Origin of the sequence: Paenibacillus sp. FSL E2-0190, from assembly GCF_037992965.1 — a bacterium.
GTDB lineage: Bacteria > Bacillota > Bacilli > Paenibacillales > Paenibacillaceae > Paenibacillus_AQ > Paenibacillus_AQ odorifer.
Map to the genome: position 1 here is coordinate 6,048,898 of NZ_CP150306.1, position 18,025 is coordinate 6,066,922.

Sequence of the window (18,025 nt, forward strand, 5' to 3'; positions counted from 1 at the left end):
ATTGAATACAATTCTTGTTGCAGATGATGATTCTGAAATTCGAGATGTGATTCATGTTTATTTAAGAAATGAAGGTTACCAAGTGCTTGAAGCTGCAGATGGTCAAGAGGCATTGAGTACAATACAAACAACTTCCATTCAATTAGTTATCCTGGATGTCATGATGCCTCAAATGGACGGTATCACAGCCTGTCTCAAAATTAGGGAAATATCAAATATCCCACTTATTATGCTCTCAGCCAAGCAAGAGGACATTGATAAAATCACAGGTCTAACTACCGGGGCAGACGATTACATGATCAAACCGTTTAATCCACTGGAACTACTGGCCCGTGTAAAAGCTCAGTTACGGCGTCAGTCCTTAATTGGAAAGGAAGAATTCAACTCTCTGCTTATAATTAAAAACCTGATCATAGATAAAAATAAACATTCCGTAAAGTTAAATGGAATTGAAGTTTCATTAACTCCACTAGAGTTTGCGATTTTAACCCTGCTTGCAAGCCGGCCTGGGCAAGTTTATAGTTCGGAGCAAATTTACGAGAGTGTATGGAAAGAGCCTTACGGATATTCTGACAATACCGTAATGGTTCATATTCGTAACTTAAGAGAAAAATTAGAGGAAAATCCAAGAGAACCTCTGTATATTAAGACAGTCTGGGGAGTTGGTTACAAAGTTGATTAAAATCATACGAAATCTACAAATAAATAAACGCATTCAATCCAATATCTTAATCAGGATGGTGTTGAGTTTCATAATTACCATTGCGATAAATACCTCACTTAGCATCTTGTTCTTTCATTTTAGAAATGCAACAAAATTGGATTGGGTGTTCAATTTTCTTGCCTACCTTCTTACTCCGATGTTTTTCATTATATTCGTTATTACATTTTTTACATTGACCCGGCGAATCGTCAAAGATTTAATTGTGCTGGAACAAGGACTTCAGATTATATCCGAAGGTAATTTGAGTTATCGGGTAAATGTTGTGCGCCAAGATGAACTAGGACTGGTGGCTTTGAACATCAACCGGATGGCAGAGCGCTTAGAGCAACAGATCATCAAGGAACGCGAAATAGAAAAATCCAAGATGGAGATGATCACGGGGATTTCACACGACTTACGTACCCCTCTTACAAGTATTATCGGGTATATTGAGCTTTTACGTACAGAATCGTACCAAGATAAAAAAGAATACACACGTTTTATTCAAAACACCTATAACAAGGCGCTTCATTTGAAGAAACTCCTCGATGATTTGTTTGAATATACCCGACTTAATTCGGTGGATTCCCGTTTAAATCTGGAGAGAATCGATTTGTCGCAGCTTTTGAATCAATTGTTATTCGAATTCGAACCGATCGCTCAAGAAAACAATGTCCACCTTATAAAAGATATAGATAAGAGTCCAATCATCACCTTAATCGACAGTGAGAAAATAGCCAGAGCCATAGATAATCTACTTATGAACGCCTTAAAATATTCCATCAGCCCGGGAAGCATTAGCATACGAATTACAACCGATCCTGAACACTGTACCATTGAGATTGAAAATAAAGGAACTCCCCTCTCACAGGATCAAGAAAACCGTCTATTTGACCGATTTTATAAGGTTGACCACTCAAGAAAAAGTCAGGGAATTCAAACCGGAGCAGGACTTGGTCTTTCGATAGCTAGGAATATTGCTGAGTTGCACAAGGGTACTTTAACGCTTAAACACACTCATGACGTCTTCACATTCCAACTGAGATTGCCTTTCGGAGAGGATTGCTAATTGATTATGTCTGAATACTTACTTTTCTTACAAGGCTTCCTCAAAGATCCAAAGCGGGTAGGAAATATTCTACCCAGTTCGCAATTATTAGCCAATAAAATAGTCCAGTCTGTACTATGGCATAATGTAAATGCCGTTGCAGAGCTTGGAGCTGGTACAGGTGCTATTACACATCTCATGACATCACAATTAACGAATTCTACAAAAGTGCTTTTGTTTGAGCGGAATAAAAAAATGAGAGAACACTTAAAAGCAATTTATCCGGAATGCATTTTCCATTCCAACGCCAGCTACTTACTCAAGAAATTGAATCAGGAAGGCATCCGTGAGTTAGATTGCATAATTTGCGGATTACCATTTTTTAATTTTTCAACTGAAATGCGTGACAAAATCCTACATCAGATTGTTAAGTCACTTAAACCAGGCGGAATTTTAGTTGCATATCAGCACTCGCTGCACATGAAAAAAAAATGGGCTAAACAACTACTTATTGAGAAAATTGAATTTGTGCCTTACACTTTCCCTCCAACATTCGTATATATTTGTCGTAAAAAAGAATGACAGATGAATACTCGGAAAACAGTAATTTCTAAAGAATGTATAAGTATTGAGAATGGAAATGACCAGCCTAATATGCAGCCAATACTGTTGCAGGATTATAAAAAAGTCCTGATGATCAAGATTATCTTGATCATCAGGACTGGATTTAGTGTGAGAAAACTACGTTACAAACGGTGACAATTTATCCCTGTAAAAACATAATAATTCCTGTCCCAAATGTTTCCCTCATACAACATGCCTCAATCCCTTTCCCCACAAGGCTTCCCCTTCATTTTCGAGATAATAATTCGTGTCCCGTCATGTCAGGTTACAAGAGCAGAAAACTGGAAGAAAACTGGTTCAATTGTGAACGAAAACGAATAAAAATTAGTGTCTGAAAAGACTGGGAAAATGTCAGGGGAACACTGGGATCAGGTTCTCAAAAACCAGGGCAATGGCTTGAGTAAAAGCTTGAGTAAAGACCTCCCACAACCTCTGAACCCTTGAGCTGCTTGGGTTACTGATGGAGTAATTATTCGAGAAACAGGTTGAAAATCCTGCATTATGTTCTACAGCAACGACAAAAGACTGGGAAATGGATCGAGGAAAGAATCGATCTTCTCCAGTCTTTGGTCTTCTTGTGGATGCTAATTTTTATTCCTGGACAGTTTTATTGAAAATCGACAGGAATTATTTATTTGTTAAAAAGTAGATATTGGTTTTACTTACTTAAATATTATCATGAGCATTGTTCTCTACATATTGAATTAAAGCTTTTTTAAGATTTATTATTACACTATGACCTTGTATGTCTTCTAAATTCAAAACTTGACCAACATATATTACTACATCCTCATAACTATAATAAAGATCGGTTACCATTTTATCTATCAACTCTTTTAACAGTTGTACAAGATCACTTTCCGAAGAAATATAAATTGCTTTACGAACAAACTCTGTTAGCACTTCATCACGAAGACCACACTCTTCTTCAGTCTCTATTTCATGATTTTGTATAATTTCGTCTTTCCATTCCTCTACTTGAGCGAACAAATTTTCAAATTCACAATCTAAATCAGATTTTAATAAGCCTTCTTCGCTTAACTTATCTCTCAATAATTCAACTGAAGAGCGCCATGACGCAAAATGAGAATCAAGTGCTTCTTCTAAATCTCCACTCAAGTCAATATCATCGTTGAAAAGTCCATCCATTTCTGCTTCTGCTAAGGCTATACCTTCATGTTTATAGTATTGAAGAAGCTCAAATGCTTTTTCTTCTCCTATGAATTTTTGCATATCGTTTTCTTTTAAGAAAGTTACATCAAAAGTTCCTCTTGCAACTTCCTCAATATTTGCAATTACTTCATGTTTCACATCTAACGAAAGGAAGCCAAGTTCATCCAACCTGTAAGCTAATTTGTACGAACCTATGCTATGCAGTTGATTAAATATGCTTTTTGAAACAAGATCTTTCCATACTTGAGGGCTATCGCTATATTCATCATTAAACCATTCTAAAAAGTCATCATTTGTTTGCTCAGCAAAAAATCTTGCGAGATCTTCTTTTCTGAAAATATAGCTATCTTTGAAATAATCATAGTTGGCTTTTGTATTACCTATAGTTCCAAATAACCTTTTAGACATATTTCCCCAGAGTTCTTTGGAAATAAAAATTCTATTCTCATTAGAAGGATCAACTGTTATATTATCAATTAAAGTTCTAAAGTCTGCAACTTTCAAAAAAAGTTCGATTTGCTGATCGTTCTTCTTCACATTATTCACAAGCTTTTCAACTAAAGCTTCTTCGATACTTGGATGATGAAACTTCCAAACTGTCTGGCTTGATATAATTTCTCGTTTAATCAAACTGCTCGGTATATGAGTTAAGGCATTTTTTATTCTTGAAGAATCAACATTTTTCTGAATTATTTCTATTTTACCTTTCAAAAAATCATCATCTAAAAGTGTCGGCAATTGTCCTTCATTCAAAAGCATTAATAATAATGCTGTTTTTTTATCTTTTTCAAGATCGTTGAACAAAGTTATAATGTACGCAATCGGATTTTTAAAATAATATTCTATACCTGACCAACTAAATTCGATATTTTCGTTTAAATGATTATCTACAAGTCTTCGAATAAGTTCAGGAGTGAATTCTCCTAAATGAATAATTTTATTTAGATAGATTTTTAGTACAAGTTTTTTTTGTTCTTCCATATCGCTTGCGTTAACATGTTTTAGTAGAATATTTTTCTTTTCCATATGCGAGTAATCTTCTATATTTACAATATTTCGTTTATTGAATATTTGCGGAAATTTGTCGAAATAACCTATTAATATTTCACCATCTATAACTTCTTTAAATATGTAATCTCTACTTGTAAAAATAACTTTAGAACCCGCTCTAATAGCCTTGTTTAAATAAGAAATCATTTCTTCGTCTATTTCACTAAATCTTTCTTTCTTCACCTCTCTTTCACCGAATGCATTATCGAATAGATATATCCTCTTTATTCTGTACGAATCATAATAATCTTTAAACTTATTTAATGTTAGAGGTAACACTATGAGTTGCTCGTCTTCCTCTATTGTCGAGCAACATATGCTTCTCGCTATTGATGTCTTTCCTGATTGGGATTGCCCGCTTACAAATAAAATATTGTTTCGTTTAAACACATCATATGCTTTTAAATAAAAAGAGGTTTCTTCAAATAAGTTTCTTTCCTCTTTCCACTCAGCAATCATCTCTTCAGATCTTCTGCGTTCTTCAAGTTCATTCTCATTCAAAAAATATGAATCATATAAACGATTTTTCTTCAACAGATAAACTATCTTGTCTTCATCCCATATTATAAATTCAATATCTTTGTCTTTATGTTCTTGAGTAAATTCATCCCACCAAAGTCGTTCATTGTTAGTCAGTGTCTTTGGTATTACTAAAACCCATTGTTTGAAGTTATCGTTCTTATTTTTTTTATGAGCAGTCAAAAAGGAAGAAGAGATTTTTTCTTTATGAAAGGTATCAGTATAAAACTTGCATTGATATATAGACATTTTAGTGTCGGAACCTTTAACCAATACATCGATTCCATCATCCCCACCTGATCCATCAATTCTTATCACTGTATCATTGCTGTGCTCAACATGAAGAATTTCAGAACACATTTTTTCAAATGATTTGTGCCACTTTTCCGCCCCCTCAGAATGTTTCAGAAATTTAAAAGGTTCTTGAATCTTTATATTAGTCACAATGTAGCCTCCTGCTTGCGTATTCGCATTCTAATTTGGTATGTCATGATTGTATAAACATTCTGGAAAGACACGTTTTCGTAATACGTTAACCGAGATAGTACAGTATTGTCTAAAATCTTTTTTGTTGATTTATAAGCAATTTATTCAGATTTTCAAAAACGATTTCTTTTAAATTTTCAATTCCTAAAAAGAATTCAAAATCACGATAAATTGAAGGAATATCATCTGGTACAATCTGACGATTATTATATTTACTATACGGTCCATCAGTCTCAATCAAAATTTGTCGCAAAGGTATACTTTGAACTATCTCCTTTCCCTTTTTTGTCTTTAGCATTGATGGATTAAGAGATAAATAATAATTTGATTCAATAACTTCCTGTAGGTTTTTTATGCTCCCAGTATACCAATGAAAAACGGCATGCTTAATTCCAAACTCCTTTAAGTTTGCTAAAACATCCATTTCTGCATTTCGTGAATGAACAGACATTATTTTATTCGTATCAGCGGTTTTACGACAAATATGGCGAAAAATTTTAATTTGTTCATCCCGATTCTTAATATGGTCTTTGGAAAAGTCCAGTCCGACTTCACCTATATACTTAGTTTCATCGAGGTATTCATCAAAAGCCTTTTTTTTGAATGGCCGTATGTTGATCATTTCTGGATGATAACCTAATGCTATTTTGACGTACTTTGATTCTGGAAAAGTATCCATAGCCTTTTTAAAGACTTCTGGAAAGTTCGTAACAAACAGTGCATAGATCTTTTGATTAGTATAGAAATCATAAATTGTTTTGTAATTTGGGTAATAATCAATATGAACATGAAAATCAACTAAGTTCTTCATAGCTTTCCTTTAGATCCATATAGTTTTTTAATCCCCCACCGTTAGTTACTTCTTCATAATCAATCATTTGTAAAATTTCTTTTAAAGATTCTCTATAAACTCTCTCGTAGGAGTTTATTTCCTCGCTTGTTAAAGGGCCTTGTATACGTAGTAACCTTCTTATAAACGATTGATCATGTCTTTTATCTACATATCTTTTTAACGTAAACAAAACCGCCTTGAGGTCACTTGCCTTCCCATCAAGTTTATTATTTACTTCGATAAAACTTCTATTCAACTCATAATTCACATTATAATGATCATCAAAAAAATCATTGACGATTAGCGATGCCCTGCGAATGAGGCAAGGATAACAATAACCGCAATTTACAGGTGGACTAACTCCATCATATCTCCCCTGGCAAGGATGTGAACATGATAAGGTTTCCTTAAACCTCTCTCGAAAAACAACATTATTTTTATGTTCCTTAACAATTTCTCCTTTTGTCATTCCAGAATAAAAATTCTTTACTTGATGAGTAATTCCAATTTCATCAAGGACCTCATTTAGTAATTTCAGAAAAAATGGATGAGTTGTTCTGGTGCTACAACTTCCACTTCTACTCTGTGTTAAAGGAACATTGATACCGATAAATCCATTTTCAGGTATATATACTGGTGTGTTTTCTCCAATAATTGAAGCAACTGCGACTGCACCTGCAATGAACAGGAAAGATCTACTTCTACTTGTACTTTCACCAGCAACACTTTCATTTATATTAATAGGCTTACTTGGTGTAACGCTGAATTGAACAAAGTCAGAGCTTTGCTGTCCATAGGCTTGTTGTATTTCTTTGAAAAGTGATTGTTGCCTTTTTATAAGCAATGGATATTCTTTAAAACCTAAGAATAATGGATTCTTCTTTTCTTCCATTAACGTTAATGCACCACAGAACGAATCCAATCCCCCTGAAAACAGAGAGACACAATCAAAGGTGTCTCGATTCTTAACACTATAATCTTTATTAATCTTATCACCTCTGAATCTCTCTTCCGTAGAATAGAATGAAAGGCTCCAAGTATCCCCACTTAAAAAAGACAGTGTTTTCTCCAACTTAGTTTTAATGGTTAGCCATTTCTGTAATTCTAAAACTGGAATATGTACAATTATCCCCCTGCTCCACCCATCTGTTGAAAACTTTCTGGATACCTTTTTATCGACCGTGAAGATTGCCATTCCAATTATTAAAAAATCCTCAATAATTGGAGATACATTCTCCAAACTAAACATTCGCCACAAGTTCTCTATGTCTGACTTAATATTAGACTTATTATTTTTAGAGGACAGATTAAATGTTATGCCTTGAGCATCTACTTGCTGTTCATTTTTCACAATCCATATGTCATTCATTCGGAATCACCCCACCGTTCAAAAATTCCCCATACATCTTCACACTTTCGTTCTATATACTCTCTTCCTTCTCTCCCTCTCCAATCCATATTCTTCATACCATCTCGTGTATAATTATCTGCAATTTCAAGTCTAATAAACTCCTTGATTCTTTCCTGCATTTTCAAAGCTTGTCCAATATCTTTACAAAGAGCATTGATTTTTTCAGCAAAATTAGTAAAGAATGATACCTGAACGTATTTTGTTAAAAAATCTTGTATAAACAAATCAGTCTCCAATTTAGCAAAAGCATCATCAAGTTCTTCTTTGCTTCGTACACTCCCCATCATTTCTGCCATATATTCTTGCATAGCCTGATCAGCAATCGATTGTTGGAGAGAATCTGTACCTTCTGAAAAATAACTCAATAAACCCTCAAATACTGCCTGAGGATCTTGACCTATCAAATGTGTTAAACCCACTTGGTCGAGAGCATTATTTAGTCCGATGCTCCTAACAAGGTCGGCAAAATTCAAAGCTTTAGCTCCAGAAGCTCCTACTGCCGAATTTCCTTGTGATCTGGTTCCACTATTCGCTTTGGAGAAGCTTGAAACAGCTTTACCAATAGAACTACTACTATAGCTATTACGATTCATGCTGGAAACTGCTCTTTTTGTATCACTCCATAAGTGCCCAGTTGGTGGTAGGTATCCTTTCGAAGTTCCCATGCTTTCCCTCCATTTACCTTCTTCTATTAGCTACACTATCCCAAAGTTCTACATCTACAATTCCCTCTTCAGTGAAATATTTTTTCAATTCATCATAATGAGGAGTATTTACTTGTTTAACTAAATTGAAAAGCATGATATTTGTAGGAGACATCTCAACTTTTCTAAGTTTCTTAAATTCTTTCATCATTTCTTCTCTATGAATAGGAAACAATAGATAAATTCTAACTAATACCTTTAGGATAAATTCCTTGTTTAATTGATACTTTGCAACAATTCCTTTTATAATTTTCGAATGATCAACGTCTGCTTTATTAAACTCTTCTATTTTTTGTTGTCTTAACGATTCTTGAAGGCCGTCAACACATATGTCGTTGACCCATTTTCTTTCTTCAGCCGTTAGATTCAACATTGAAATATTCTTCTCTTTGATTGAATCCTTTGCTAAATAGAAATATTGTCTTAGATCCTCCTCAGACAACTGGGTCGGTTCTACTAATAGCCATTGTTGAATGATCGGCTTAAACCACGCATTACTATAGAGTTGTTTCATTTCTTGAATATTTCCAGTCTCTTGATCAATAGAGTATCTTTCTAACGGTGCAAGCTCTCTGGCAAATCCCTCATTTGCTATATGCCACGAATATATCTCTCTAAAGAGATCAATATTGGTATATTCCAGAACCATTAACTTAGCAAGTATTGCTAAATCAAGTTCAAGATCCTGTATCTCTGACAGCTTCTTTCTTAAATAGAAGGTATTCAAGAATCTTTTAGCTTGACGGGGGTTGCCTTTCAACGTAGATGAAATAACATCAGCTACTCTTCCAAAAACGTCCAACTGCAGTTCAAAATCTTCTTTAGTATGACCTGGTTTAAAATGCGCATCTGAAATTTCACCGTCGTGTTCTAATATTGAACGGATCTCTTCTTGACTTATAATCTCTCCTTTAACAAAAATTTTCCTTACTCTCAGTCCAGATAGTAACTTATCTAAATGTTCCTCATTCAAGAACATTTCACAAACTAATAGTAATAAGTAGTTCTTCACTTCAATGTCAGATAGCTCAGGTATTTTTATTGGCATTTGCACTATTTTTTCTATGTAATTCTTTGAAATATCCAATGAAGCATCATCAATCTTAGGATATTTTCGTTGTACCGCATAACTAACAACATCTTCATCTATTGCTATAATAAAAGTTGTTTTTTGTACAGACAAAAATAATTTAATTGCTTCCATAGTTTCAATAATTCGTTCAGGACTACATCTGTCTAAATCATCAATAATTATGATTAAATTTTCTAATCCTGAATCAACCATCATTTGTTCAAATTCTTCACGAAATTTCCTGATATTCTGAACCACATTATCTTCAGGAAGACCTTTTATAAATTCTTTCATTTCAGCTAATTGTGCAATCTTCTCTTCTACTTGACTTTTATCTTTAGGAATAAACGTATTTAATCCTTCCATTATAATTGGTATGGGATTTCCAAATGCCGCACTTAGAAGCAGAGGAGTTCCTTTTTTCAAGGCAAACCCTCCCAACCTAAACCAATCCACTCTATCTTTTAACTTTTTGAGTGCGCCTCCGACCTTTTCGTTGACATCCTTATTTTCTTCTAATGTTCTTAAAATCACTTCCATTAATGCTGTTTTCGCATCATCATATCCTTCAAACATCCACGCATTAACAAAGATAGATGCAACCTTTTTATTAGCTTCAGTTGTTATCTTCTTTTCAATCAGATTAAGAACTGTCGACTTTCCACTCCCCCAATTACCAAATAGGCCAATTGTTAATGGGTTTACCCTCTCACTTAATGCAATTTCGTGTAATAATTCAGCATAGGGTCCAAATGAAAGCATATCTATCTTAGAAGCGTTATCTGCCCACATAGAAAGTCCTCCTTATTTTTTATTAATAGACCTGTTAAAATTCATAGATAGAAACCCTTATTTTAGTTTTGCAAAATACTAAGTTATACAAAATTCCCTTATATTCTTATTAATTCGACAAATGGTAATATTGTCCTGCAATATATAGGAATAAAGACCGTATATATATTCCGAAAAGGTCTTTTTTCGGAATATATTCAACTCCAAAATTGAAGGCTTATGGAAGTTGCATTCCATAAGCCTTTGATCATTTTTTTATTTTTGGGCAATTGCAGTAAGCTCAATCAAGTATTCTTCTGGAATTTGACTAACCCCAGCTTTTAACTTAACCCTATTCAAAGTTAGTGCCTCATCGTTCGATTTCAATTCCCCTAATGCCCACAATACTCTACGTTTACGAAATGTTTCAGAATCCTCTATCATCCGTTCAAGGAACATTTTAGTTAGCGGCATCTTCTTCAAATGTTTAGGCATCAGGCATTGCGCTTCCATAATTTCTTGAATTCGTTTCAATGTTAAACGTCGAGGCTTTCCTTTCTCGTCCATCAACTGTTGAACAATATCAGTTACCCGATCAAGAATTTCCTGATCCCGCTTATCCCAATCGTGACGCATGGAACCAGCCTTCGGTGGCATCTTTTCGGGCATGTGTTCAATAAGAAATTCTCGGTCGTACAGGTAGAGCCAAGCGTAAACCTTTGGATCGAGTCTCCTTAGCTCTAATCTGCCATGGTGGGGATACTGGCTCCGTATTTGCAACCAAGCTTCTCGCCTTTCCTTTTTGGCACGTTCCCTATATTCTTCAGTCATTGTTTTCTTCATAATTTTTCTTTTAGCTTTACATATCGTGCTGCCATACTCAACTGATGTTCCTAATGTGTCTGCGTCAAAAACATCTTCAGGCGTCAACCCAAGGAATTGCATAACGAGTATGTGACGAATCGGATGAAATCCTTTACGATGCTTTTGAAAAATTAACTTTAGCCAAGTGCTTTCCCCGCTCACTGAAGATTGGAGGATGTTCAACAACTCACTCCCATAATGATCAACAAAATCTTTTTGGACTCGCTGATGATCCACTCTGCCCTTCTCAGAGGTATATCCTTTCCACATCAACTGATTTTTGTAGCGATAATAGAACCAATCCAACGGACGATTAGGGTATTTAAAATTGAACAATTTCTCAATATTGTTCACGATGCAACTGTATTGCCCTAACATTTCCTTGTCCGCAACCATTTGCACATGATAATCAGAGCAATTATCTTGAGTCGGAGCTGTAAAAACATACTTTGTGCTTCCTCTCGCTGAAACCGTACTTTCTGAAAGCCAAATGCCATGTTTTACACAGATATGAACACCTGGAACTTGAAATAACCGCCTCCAGTATAACTCACCATGTCTATTGATATCTTCCTGATTACACAGTATGCAAAATTGGAAGTGAGTAAGCGGCTTTATGGCTGATGACATAAGCCCAATTGCATTATGCAGATCTCGCCCATGTTCATCAAGTAAACTACTATATATCCTATGTGCCTGCTCTTCATCTCGAAAGGCTGTAAAGAAGGGGTACATCGTATTCTGAAAGATGAGTTGGTCTGCTGATATCGTTGAGCCAACAGGTAAGTTCGAGATAATGTTGCTAATACCTGGCTGTAATTCAACACTTGCTGTGAAACTGTCCATTCCAAATAAATCTATCAATATAGCTCTGTGACTTACATTTCCACTACGAAGACCAGCTCTGGCAAGCAAACTGTATAATAGCTCGCCCCCGTAAGGCATCGGAAACTGTAATATCATCCAATTTCACTTCCAATGTCCAATGAAAAATCAGATGCGATATATCCAGCTTCTTTAAGCACCTGATATGCAGTTGACCCTATTTCTTTACCTGCCTTGACCATTTTTCTCAAATCTTGATCTTCATTAAATTGGAACTGCGACTTACTGTCACTCTGCTTCTCTTCAATTAGACCAAGATAGAGCTTATAAGCTTCCTGAACAACTTCTTGGATGTTTTGAGCATGCGGCTTATCCGACAGAACCTTGCTGACATTTTGCTTCGCTTCTTTTTCAGGTATCCCCAAGAGAGTTAAGCGCATTATTGCGTCTTGTTTTAATCGTTCAGCACTTACCTGCTGCTCTTTCCTTGCTTGCTGGAACGTTTGAAGCATGTTGCCCAAATCCAGCTTGGATTGTTCAGCCGCGACAAATCCGTCAATTGGGGCAATATTGATATCACCATACTTCGCAATCTGGACGGCATTGCCTGTGCGAAGAGCATTCAGCATTGGCTCTACCAATTTCAAATTATCCTTCGCTACACTTCGAATGATTTCTGGACTTATCATCTCCGTTCCTGATGTAATTGCTCGAATTTGAGCCAAAATGAAAATTTTTACAGCAATATCCGTAATCCCACAACACACTTCATACATTGCGTCATCCAGCTCTTTTGTTAAAGTTATCGGACTTCTCACCCATTGGTAGTCCCATATTCCTTCAATGAACAGTCGCCAACTCGACTCGTTTTTTTTCATTGGAAGCCAAACTACGTCTCCCTGACCGCTCCCACGTCTTGCTATACGAAAATCTGAAAAAAGCGCTTGAGCTTTTGGCGTTCCGATCAAGATTGTTGGCAATGAAATTACGTTAGACAATAAGACGAAGAATGATAACATCTTCTCCGAGCCACCACTTTTCGCTACAGACAAGTTCTAGATTTCATCAACTACAAGAAGTCCTAAGTTACAGCTACGAGCAATTTGAGCAACAATAGGCATCAGAGATGCGGCAGATAACTTTCCGTTCTTACCAAAACGATCCATGTAATTCGTCCCAAGAAGTTGATCAATCTCCGCAAAAAAATTATTGATCAATCCTCTAATAGAGCCGTCTGGAGGGCATTCCAAACGCAGAAAAAGAGCTTGATAGGTACTTATCTGAATACCGTTGTACTCCGAATGACTGATGACTTGAGGCATTAAACTTAATATGCGATTGATTGCCGTACTCTTTCCGATCCCGCTAATGCCTACAATAGTCAAACCAGAAGAAAATGCTTGCACGGTTTGACTGATTTGACCACGTAGAATATCAGCATGCCCTTGAACCAATTGACTTGCATAATGCTGTTTCATGGGATTGCGGTTCACGTAGCCCTGTCGAATCAATCTTGAAATTCTGTTTTCGAGATCGATGTGTAGGGGCATAGGCTGAAAATAACTAAGCAATTGCTGAATCATGTGGAACCGAAAATGGCTGTCGGCATATCGTTCATCAGCATCAAAGTGCGGATAGCTGCTGGACAAGGCTTGTACAACCTCTCCCTTAGACATTATCGAGGGTTGCGCTTCAATAAGCGGGTTGCCTTTGTATTGACCCACTACTTGGGTAGAGTATTGGGCCACCTGTGCTAAAACCCCATCAGGAATCTGTACCCATTCAGCCATATTCCCCCTCCTCTCGTTTAGCCTTCCTCAGTAAATTAAAATCATTGAAATAGTCCTCCATGATATCGGAATTTGGCTTGTTCTTAGAAATGATTTGTTCCTCAGTTCCAAGCTGAGCATGTATGGAATCCTCATTCTGAATAAAGTGCTTTTCAAAGTTCCGATGCTCCTGAATCCCACGAACTTTTTCTGCTTTTGAAGTGGGGATTTGCTGTTCCTTCGTTTGCTTTTCCGCTTCCTGCACAATAGCTTCGATGTGCGTAATCAGATCAATTTGAGGCTGTAGTTCTTTTTCAGCATGTTGTGCCTTCTGCATTCGCTCAAACTCCTGCAAATACTCAATTTCCTCTTGGGTGCGACCATTGAATTGATTGTACTGACTTAACAGATAGCACGGTTCAAACCCTTTTTCGCCTATTCCACGCAAATATATCGTCCCCAAATTTCGCGGATCGTAGCTGACAGGAATCCTCCATGTTCCTATTCTTGCCTTCTCCATCCACCGCTCTTTGAGTGCGGTATGACTGCTATAAAACAAGCCTTTGAATTTTAAACCTTGGAAAGTGATCAGGCATTCAGCAGTTGGAAGTAAGTTTAATAAAACAACTTCCTTCGGCACTTCCCTCAATTTACCCGATCGAAACTTCACACCCCACTGCCAGATTTTTGATGGGATGCTTTCCACATCATCGCTAATCATCATTTCCTCGCGAGGATAATTTGGTAAGTAGTGATTATTGTGGTATAGCACACAACGGATAATAACTTGGGCGAATTGATATAAGTCTAATTTTGCGTCTAATCTGTAATCGTGTGAGGAAGGACCTCTCTGCCTGAAGTCAGGATTAATGTTTCCAGGAAGCATCATTTTCGTCAAATCATTTGTTGTTCTAAAATGCCGTTCAAGAATTGCTTTTAAATCTCCTCTGTAGCTGGACGTATTCTCAATTTTGACGTGAAGACTGCTAATGAGCATCTCAGCATCTTTCGTAAATAGTTCTCCTCGATCCCCAAGAATGGTTTCAGGTAAATGCTTTGCCTCCCATTCTTCAGGGCGGATGTCGATTCCGTACTGTTTGCAAAACTCTACTTTATCTTCACAACAATTTGCAATAGCCATTGCCGCAGATAGCCAGCTTGTTTCTAAACCTACATATATGCCAGTGACCATACGACTAAATACATCCTGCACATAATACAGACAGGGACGGCCAATAATCCAATTGCGGTTTATGCGTGAAACCAAATACAGGTCGAAACTGTTTCCGTCAAGGAGATAGCGTGAACCTGGCCCAATTGCTTCTGCCGTTGCACTCCCCAATACTGGACGATGAAGCAACTCATACTTTTTTGAACTGTATCGAGTCGAAATCTCCTTCTTGATGTTGTTTTCCTTTCTAAAGAAGTATTTGAACTGAGCATATGTGGGCAATTCATTAGGATCATGAATAATAGGCATTTTTACGCCATTCTCTATTTTGCTATCCTGACTATAGAATTCTTGTATCATCTTTTGGTAGGCAAACTTTAGCGGTGCTTTTTTTGAAGTGTAGTAGTATTTCTTCAAGGACACTCGAAAAATGCGTTCAATTTCCATGCTAACATTGATTCCTTCATCTTGACTGTATTTCCTTGGTCTTCCACGCTTTGCTTGACCTGAAGCCTTTGTCTTCCCCCTTCCCCCTCTTTTATCAAACGAAGGAGCTAAAGCATACTTGACCTTCCCTTTGCCCCAAAAAGATTTCAGATAGCGTCCAATTGTTTTCGGGCTTAGTCCAGATAGTCTCGAAGCTTCTTGAATCAGCCTCTTACGGAGGTGCTGATCAAATATGGCTGGCTCATTATCCACTAATTCCTGAATAGCTCCCCATGCACCCTCCATTTGCACCCTTGCCTTTTCAGATAAAAACTCTTCACAGATAAGAGAAAACCATTGATCATCGACGACATGGATAACTTCCTCCTGCAATCCTCGTTCAATATCCTGGATCAACCGCAGTTCAGGAGAACGATCAGCAATGATATTTATGACATAGCAATGGACTCGTCCAGCATCTATCCATAAAATCCTTTCAATTTGCTTCGGATCTCCTCCGATTTGAAGTAACGTGTTAACTGCTAACGTTGGCAAATGTATCACTTCCCTTTTTACTACAATCAACGAACTCGATGCTTTCGACGACCTGATTCAGGTCAATGGGCTTATCCATATCGAGTTTGATTCGTTTCGTAGCAAGCAAATGCTTGAATAGTAGCAGCCCTTTTCCTTGTTCTTCTGGAATGCCGCTCTCGAAACGCTCAATTGCATTTTTTATCGTTCCTGCTCCGCCGCGCAACAGTTCCATTAATAAAAGGATCTCGTCTGCGACCTGATGTTCTGAATATCCCCAATCTTTGAGCCGCCTTGCCGCGTGTATCCACTCAATATTTCAGCTCATCATTTCTTTTTGCTACATAAGGCTCCTGGATCAATCCGTTCTTATGAAGTCCAATGGATATAAGTTCTCGCCACTTTTCATACATACCGACCTTGATGTTCAGATCTTCTCTATCGCGAGCTTTGACAATGACTGCATCAATTAGATATCGTCCAAGCATATCTTCGATTAACCGTCTGACAATCAAAAATGAGACATCTTTTTCCATATTTATCTACCTCTCTTTATTTATATTTGTAGTCCATCGACCGCCCGTTGTTTATCCTCCGCACTGCTACTAACATAAAATCGATATATCATGTCAATAGAGCTATGCCCCGAAAGTAGGGCTACCGTTTTAGCATCAACACCACTTTTGATCAATTGCGAACAGAATGTATGTCTGGCGGAGTGTGGATTTACCCTTTCTTCCAATTGTGCCTTTTTACTATATTTTTCCAATATCTTATTTATTGCCATCCTGGTAAGCGGTCCTCGTTGACCAATTAGTAGTCGGTTTGATTCTGAAGTCGGGCGGACATCCAAATAGTCCTTGATCGCACTAACGGTTTGAGCATTCAAGTTCACTTTTCGAGATTTACTTCCTTTACCGTTCCTAATAAGCACATGGCTGTAGTTGTTCTTTCCATTACGTTCTGTCAGATAAAAGTCATCCAGTTCAATAGCGACCAGTTCTGAGCATCTAATCCCAGTACCAAACAACAGGTAATAAATAACGATGTCCCGCTTGTTGTTTTCTGCCTCGATGGTTCGCTTAAACCGATATAACTCTTGCTTCTCCACCACTTTAACTTCGTGAACAAAGTCTATCGTATGTTTTAACAGTACCCGCTTTAACCTGATCTCTTCTTTGCAAATGCCCTGTTTAGACAAAAACCGCTGATACAGAAAATGCTCTTCAGTTTCCGATTGATAGTGGTTGCTTTAAGCTTCTTCTGTAAATTCAAATACTGTCGATATTCCCTGACATCTGTTTCCGTAATAGCATCAGTTTCATATCCAAGTGTACCTTGCAACCAACTCTGAAACTGTTCGATATCCGTTAGATACGCCTCAATCGTGAGATGGCTTTTTCCCTCCCGCTGTAATTCTTCCTTGAACTGATTCAACAATTCACACATCTCCTTTTCTTCATGTCAAGACTTTATTGAGATAATATAAGCTTCTGTTAATTTAGATTGTGCTCGACCAAATCGATAGTTCGTTAATATTACATCTTTGAGGAAATCACCATCGAAAAACTGACTAACACTTCTCACTCCCCACTTATTTAACACTTCGTCTTCTATCCACCCTCGAATATGACCATTTTTAAAAGAAACTACTACACCATTCAGATTATAAAATTCTATGGTAGCTTGACTGATAATTTCGCCATTATAAAAGTCAGAAAACTTGCCGACACTATTGTCGATATATTCAATGGATTTAATTGGTAGTAAGAAGGGCGAAACCAATAAACCCTTCACAAGAGCACTAAGCCTATTCACCTCAATGTCGAAATCAAAAATAACGACAGCATTATGTTTTAAGTCTTCACCTGGATCATACTTAACAATCTTGCAACTAAATTCTAATTCCATTGAGACCATCCTTTCGTTTTTAGGCAACAAAAAAAGCGCTTTGTCCTATATGCAATGAGTTTCCTTTTTTTTACAGGAAAGTAATTGCATTACATAAGACAAAACGCTTTAACTTTTGTTAGCTATAACCTA

The 18,025-nt window shown here is 36.9% G+C and carries 17 protein-coding genes; 3 read left to right on the plus strand and 14 right to left on the minus strand.

Annotated elements, in window-relative coordinates; translation table 11 throughout:
* Position 1 precedes the first annotated feature (1 nt).
* From NST25_RS26455 to NST25_RS26465, 3 genes are read left to right on the plus strand one after another with little or no spacing between them, the layout of a single operon-like run.
* Positions 2–682 (plus strand): response regulator transcription factor, encoded by a 681-nt coding sequence (locus NST25_RS26455; protein WP_339188500.1) that lies wholly within the window; start codon positions 2–4, stop codon positions 680–682.
* A 55-nt stretch (positions 683–737) separates the two neighbouring features.
* Entirely contained in the window at positions 738–1,772 is a 1,035-nt protein-coding gene (locus NST25_RS26460) for a HAMP domain-containing sensor histidine kinase (RefSeq protein ID WP_340394470.1), read from the plus strand.
* 6 nt (positions 1,773–1,778) lie between these two features.
* Entirely contained in the window at positions 1,779–2,333 is a 555-nt protein-coding gene (locus NST25_RS26465; protein ID WP_339191296.1) for a methyltransferase domain-containing protein, read from the plus strand.
* A gap of 708 nt (positions 2,334–3,041) precedes the next feature.
* Here NST25_RS26465 and NST25_RS26470 read toward each other — a convergent pair.
* The 14 genes from NST25_RS26470 to NST25_RS26535 form a co-directional block, all read right to left on the minus strand.
* Positions 3,042–5,561: a hypothetical protein gene (locus tag NST25_RS26470; RefSeq protein WP_340392825.1), complete on the minus strand. Its 2,520-nt coding sequence runs from the start codon at positions 5,559–5,561 to the stop codon at positions 3,042–3,044.
* Positions 5,562–5,673: 112 nt separating this feature from the next.
* Positions 5,674–6,414 carry a TatD family hydrolase gene (locus tag NST25_RS26475; protein ID WP_340392826.1) on the minus strand — a complete coding sequence of 247 codons (741 nt, stop codon included), beginning with the start codon at positions 6,412–6,414 and terminating at the stop codon, positions 5,674–5,676.
* The gene (qatC, locus tag NST25_RS26480; RefSeq protein ID WP_340392827.1) at positions 6,398–7,804 is read right to left on the minus strand and encodes a Qat anti-phage system QueC-like protein QatC; all 1,407 of its coding nucleotides are present in this window, start codon (positions 7,802–7,804) and stop codon (positions 6,398–6,400) included. Before qatC ends, NST25_RS26475 begins: the two co-directional genes overlap by 17 nt.
* Positions 7,801–8,511, minus strand: a complete 711-nt coding sequence (locus NST25_RS26485; RefSeq protein WP_340392828.1) for a hypothetical protein — start codon at positions 8,509–8,511, stop codon at positions 7,801–7,803. The genes qatC and NST25_RS26485 overlap by 4 nt, the downstream gene beginning before the upstream one ends.
* Before the next feature lie 13 nt (positions 8,512–8,524).
* On the minus strand, positions 8,525–10,414 hold the full coding sequence (locus NST25_RS26490) for a P-loop NTPase fold protein (RefSeq protein WP_340392829.1): 1,890 nt from the start codon (positions 10,412–10,414) through the stop codon (positions 8,525–8,527).
* 255 nt (positions 10,415–10,669) lie between these two features.
* Positions 10,670–12,220 carry a TnsD family Tn7-like transposition protein gene (locus tag NST25_RS26495; protein WP_340392830.1) on the minus strand — a complete coding sequence of 517 codons (1,551 nt, stop codon included), beginning with the start codon at positions 12,218–12,220 and terminating at the stop codon, positions 10,670–10,672.
* On the minus strand, positions 12,217–13,101 hold the full coding sequence (locus tag NST25_RS26500; RefSeq protein WP_340392832.1) for a hypothetical protein: 885 nt from the start codon (positions 13,099–13,101) through the stop codon (positions 12,217–12,219). Before NST25_RS26500 ends, NST25_RS26495 begins: the two co-directional genes overlap by 4 nt.
* Before the next feature lie 36 nt (positions 13,102–13,137).
* A complete protein-coding gene (locus NST25_RS26505) occupies positions 13,138–13,872 on the minus strand; it encodes an ATP-binding protein (RefSeq protein WP_340392834.1) in 735 nt (244 codons plus the stop codon).
* Positions 13,865–16,003 (minus strand): Mu transposase C-terminal domain-containing protein, encoded by a 2,139-nt coding sequence (locus NST25_RS26510; RefSeq protein ID WP_340392836.1) that lies wholly within the window; start codon positions 16,001–16,003, stop codon positions 13,865–13,867. Before NST25_RS26510 ends, NST25_RS26505 begins: the two co-directional genes overlap by 8 nt.
* Positions 15,984–16,298 (minus strand): TnsA endonuclease C-terminal domain-containing protein, encoded by a 315-nt coding sequence (locus tag NST25_RS26515; RefSeq protein ID WP_340394471.1) that lies wholly within the window; start codon positions 16,296–16,298, stop codon positions 15,984–15,986. The genes NST25_RS26510 and NST25_RS26515 overlap by 20 nt, the downstream gene beginning before the upstream one ends.
* Positions 16,294–16,518 (minus strand): hypothetical protein, encoded by a 225-nt coding sequence (locus NST25_RS26520; RefSeq protein ID WP_340392838.1) that lies wholly within the window; start codon positions 16,516–16,518, stop codon positions 16,294–16,296. Before NST25_RS26520 ends, NST25_RS26515 begins: the two co-directional genes overlap by 5 nt.
* Positions 16,519–16,538: 20 nt before the next feature.
* Entirely contained in the window at positions 16,539–17,093 is a 555-nt protein-coding gene (locus NST25_RS26525; RefSeq protein WP_340392840.1) for a tyrosine-type recombinase/integrase, read from the minus strand.
* 50 nt (positions 17,094–17,143) lie between these two features.
* Positions 17,144–17,422, minus strand: coding sequence for a phage integrase N-terminal SAM-like domain-containing protein (locus NST25_RS26530; protein ID WP_340392841.1), 279 nt, complete (start codon positions 17,420–17,422; stop codon positions 17,144–17,146).
* Between the two features lie 24 nt (positions 17,423–17,446).
* Positions 17,447–17,893, minus strand: a complete 447-nt coding sequence (locus NST25_RS26535) for a hypothetical protein (RefSeq protein WP_340392842.1) — start codon at positions 17,891–17,893, stop codon at positions 17,447–17,449.
* Positions 17,894–18,025 lie beyond the last annotated feature (132 nt).

What these genes read in the sequence shown, in the direction of transcription:
- NST25_RS26460 (WP_340394470.1), top strand. Translation starts at nt 738, where the DNA reads ATGGTGTTGAGTTTCATAATTACCATTGCGATAAATACCTCACTTAGC.
- NST25_RS26465 (WP_339191296.1), top strand. Translation starts at nt 1,779, where the DNA reads ATGTCTGAATACTTACTTTTCTTACAAGGCTTCCTCAAAGATCCAAAG.
- NST25_RS26475 (WP_340392826.1), bottom strand. Translation starts at nt 6,414, where the DNA reads ATGAAGAACTTAGTTGATTTTCATGTTCATATTGATTATTACCCAAAT.
- qatC (WP_340392827.1), bottom strand. Translation starts at nt 7,804, where the DNA reads ATGAATGACATATGGATTGTGAAAAATGAACAGCAAGTAGATGCTCAA.
- NST25_RS26485 (WP_340392828.1), bottom strand. Translation starts at nt 8,511, where the DNA reads ATGGGAACTTCGAAAGGATACCTACCACCAACTGGGCACTTATGGAGT.
- NST25_RS26490 (WP_340392829.1), bottom strand. Translation starts at nt 10,414, where the DNA reads ATGTGGGCAGATAACGCTTCTAAGATAGATATGCTTTCATTTGGACCC.
- NST25_RS26495 (WP_340392830.1), bottom strand. Translation starts at nt 12,220, where the DNA reads ATGATATTACAGTTTCCGATGCCTTACGGGGGCGAGCTATTATACAGT.
- NST25_RS26500 (WP_340392832.1), bottom strand. Translation starts at nt 13,101, where the DNA reads ATGTTATCATTCTTCGTCTTATTGTCTAACGTAATTTCATTGCCAACA.
- NST25_RS26505 (WP_340392834.1), bottom strand. Translation starts at nt 13,872, where the DNA reads ATGGCTGAATGGGTACAGATTCCTGATGGGGTTTTAGCACAGGTGGCC.
- NST25_RS26520 (WP_340392838.1), bottom strand. Translation starts at nt 16,518, where the DNA reads ATGGAAAAAGATGTCTCATTTTTGATTGTCAGACGGTTAATCGAAGAT.
- NST25_RS26535 (WP_340392842.1), bottom strand. Translation starts at nt 17,893, where the DNA reads ATGGAATTAGAATTTAGTTGCAAGATTGTTAAGTATGATCCAGGTGAA.